Source organism: Pseudomonas sp. FW305-28, from assembly GCF_017351395.1.
In the GTDB taxonomy this organism is placed as follows: Bacteria; Pseudomonadota; Gammaproteobacteria; order Pseudomonadales; family Pseudomonadaceae; genus Aquipseudomonas; species Aquipseudomonas fluorescens_AA.
The window spans coordinates 1-2,533 of record NZ_JACNDD010000284.1; the positions used below are offsets into that span (position 1 = coordinate 1).

3 protein-coding genes are annotated in these 2,533 nt (G+C 62.9%); 1 reads left to right on the forward strand and 2 read right to left on the reverse strand.

The annotated features are described in order from the left end of the window. A partial coding sequence (locus tag J4E53_RS30355; protein WP_207268286.1) for a DUF2788 domain-containing protein occupies positions 1-186 on the forward strand: 186 nt, incomplete at its 5' end. Here J4E53_RS30355 and J4E53_RS30360 read toward each other — a convergent pair. Continuing rightward, positions 181-747: a pseudouridine synthase gene (locus J4E53_RS30360; protein WP_177431754.1), complete on the reverse strand. Its 567-nt coding sequence runs from the start codon at positions 745-747 to the stop codon at positions 181-183. The two genes, J4E53_RS30355 and J4E53_RS30360, sit on opposite strands and share 6 nt — an antisense overlap. A gap of 139 nt (positions 748-886) precedes the next feature. Next, positions 887-2,386, reverse strand: coding sequence for an AMP nucleosidase (amn, locus tag J4E53_RS30365; RefSeq protein WP_162491255.1), 1,500 nt, complete (start codon positions 2,384-2,386; stop codon positions 887-889). Positions 2,387-2,533: the final 147 nt, after the last annotated feature.

A 2,533-nucleotide genomic window follows, 5' to 3' on the forward strand; every position in this document is an offset into this window, starting at 1 on the left:
TGGATGATGACCGGCCTGGTCAGCATCCTGATCATTTTCATGGGCTTCATCGTCTGGGACCTGGCGAAGAAGTCCAAGGCCGGACGCTTCGGCTCGTTCATCCTGTTTTTCGTGTTGGGCCTCGGCGTGGCCGCGTTCATCATCAAGAGCGTAGTGATCGGCCTGATCGAATCAGGCGCGTTATAAGCGCGCCGGCACTTCTTTCCACTGGCCCTGATCGAGCCCTTCGATCGTCCAGTCGCCGATCCTGACCCTCACCAGGCGCAGTGTCGGCAAGCCTACCGCGGCGGTCATGCGCCGTACCTGGCGGTTGCGCCCTTCGCGGATCACCAGCTCCAGCCAGCTCGTGGGCACGCTTTTACGAAAACGCACCGGCGGGTTGCGCGGCCATAACTGCGGCTCGTCCAACTGGCGCGCCTCGGCTGGCAAGGTCATGCCGTCGTTCAATTCCACCCCATCGCGCAAACGCTGCAACTGTTCGGCATTCGGTTCGCCTTCCACCTGCACCCAATAGGTCTTGGCCAGCTTGTGCTTGGGGTCGGCAATACGCGCCTGCAATTGCCCATCGTTGGTCAGCAACAGCAAACCTTCGCTGTCGCGATCCAGCCGCCCGGCCGGGTAGATGCCCGGTACGTCGATAAAATTCTTGAGCGTCGCCCGCCCCTCACCGTCGCTGAATTGCGTCAGCACGTCGAAGGGTTTGTTGAACAGGATCAGCTTTGGCTCGGCCGGCGGAGCCTTGGCCACACGGCGCGGCGCAGCGGCGGGAAGCTTCGCGCCAGGGCGACGGGAGGCAGGGCGTGGAGGACGGGGCATGGCGAATACAACATCTAACGGTCGGGGCCGACCATGCTAGTGGCCCGACCGTTAAATGACCACCATCCGATCAGCGGAACGGCGGCTCGTCGAAGCTGCGCAGTTTGCGCGAATGCAACGAGTTGAGTTCGGTGCGCAACAGGTCCAGCGCCTCGATGCCGATCTTCAGGTGCTGGTTGACCGCTCGCTCATAGAACGCGTTGGCCGAGCCCGGCAGCTTGATCTCGCTGTGCAGCGGTTTGTCCGAGACACACAGCAACGTGCCATAGGGCACCCGCAGACGATAACCCTGGGCGGCGATGGTGCCGCTTTCCATGTCCACCGCCACGGCGCGAGACAGGTTGATCAGCGGACGTTCCTGGGCCCAGCGCAGTTCCCAGTTGCGATCGTCGTAAGTCAGCACGGTGCCGGTGCGCAGGCGCTTTTTCAGCTCGTCGCCCTTCTCGCCGGTGATGTTCGCCGCCGCCTGCTGAAGCGCCATCTGCACTTCGGCCAGGGCTGGAATCGGAATGTTCGGCGGCACTACCCGGTCGAGAATGCCATCGCGACGCATGTAGGCGTGGGCCAACACGTAGTCACCGATGGTCTGGGACTGCCGCAGCCCACCGCAGTGGCCGATCATCAGCCAGCAATGCGGGCGCAGCACGGCCAGGTGGTCGGTGATGTTCTTGGCGTTGGACGGGCCGACACCGATATTCACCAGGGTCACGCCATGGCCGTCGTTGGTCTGCAGGTGATAAGCCGGCATCTGGTAACGGTGCCAGACCACACCGGCAGCGATGGCCGACGCTTCGCCATGATCCATGTTCTTGTCGATGATCACGTTGCCCGGCAGGACCATGCGCACAAAGCGCGGGTCGCTGCGCAACTGCTCCAGGCCATGGACGATGAACTGGTCGACATAGCGGTGATAGTTGGTCAGCAGGATCCACGGCTGCACATGACGCCAGTCGCTGCCGGTGTAATGCACCAGCCGGCGCAGGGAAAAGTCCACCCGCGCGGCATCGAACAGCGCCAGGGGCAGCGGGTCGGTGTTTTCCCAGTCGTAGAGGCCGTCGGCGATGCCATCGGTGGCGGCCGACAGGTCGGTGCTGGGGAATACCCGCGCCAGTACGGCGGCGGTCACACCGGAGCCGGCCAGTTCGTCACCCTGCTCCACCACGTACGGATAGGGGATGTTCTGCTCGCTGACGCCCACTTCCACGGTGACGGTAAAGTCGTGCATCAGCGGGACCAGCTGTTCCAGCAGGTATTTACGGAACGCGGCGGGATGGGTGACGGTGACGCTGTAGGTGCCGGGCAACTGGACCTTGGCATAGGCCCGCGTGGTTTGCGGGACTTCGCCGTGGCAGTGATAGGTCAGGCGCAAGGCGGGATAGCGAAACAATGCACGCTGCTCGGCATCCGGCTCGATGCGGTCCTTGAGATAACGCATCAGCGCCTGGTTCAGCGCGGTGGTCGCACGCTCGTGCAGGGCCGCTAGACGATCCACGGCTTGTTCGGCGGTTTGAACGACAATAAACGCTTCGGTCACGATCAGCTTCCTGTGTTCTGACTTGCAGGCCTTCATCTTGCCTGCATCGCCGCCCGACGGGAACAGTGGCGTATTGGCGCGCTCGATCATTCGCCGACAATCCCTGTGGGAGCGAGCTTGCTCGCGATAGCGGTGAATCAGTCACCATAGAGGTTGGATGTACCGACGCCATCGCGAGCAGGC